Here is a 312-nt window from a genome sequence, read left to right as displayed (position 1 = left end):
GTCCAACCAGTGCTCTGCTATCGTGCTCATCTGCCGCGTTTCTTGAGTTCAGACGTGTGCTCCTCCGTTATCTTAGGAGATCACCATGTTCCGCAAAATCTGGACCACCGCCGTCCTGCTCGCCATCGCCCTCGGCTTCGCCGCCGCCTCCGCCGGCCCCGCAGCCGGCGGCCTCGGAGCTAATCATTGCGTGCCGCTTATCCGCCGCTGACCCGCGGCTACCTTCCCCAAACACCGCACTGCCATACATCAGGAGATCATCATGTTCCGCAGAATCTGACCCACCTCGATCCTGCTCGCCCGCCCTGACGG

The 312-nt window shown here is 62.5% G+C and carries 1 protein-coding gene; it reads left to right on the top strand.

Annotated elements, in window-relative coordinates:
• Positions 1–85 precede the first annotated feature (85 nt).
• The gene (locus JYA52_RS22635; RefSeq protein ID WP_276208501.1) at positions 86–211 is read left to right on the top strand and encodes a hypothetical protein; all 126 of its coding nucleotides are present in this window, start codon (positions 86–88) and stop codon (positions 209–211) included.
• The last annotated feature ends 101 nt before the right edge of the window (positions 212–312 follow it).

The organism is Arthrobacter pascens (genome assembly GCF_017052465.1).
GTDB lineage: Bacteria > Actinomycetota > Actinomycetes > Actinomycetales > Micrococcaceae > Arthrobacter > Arthrobacter pascens.
This window is presented reverse-complemented; position numbering and strand designations above follow the sequence as displayed.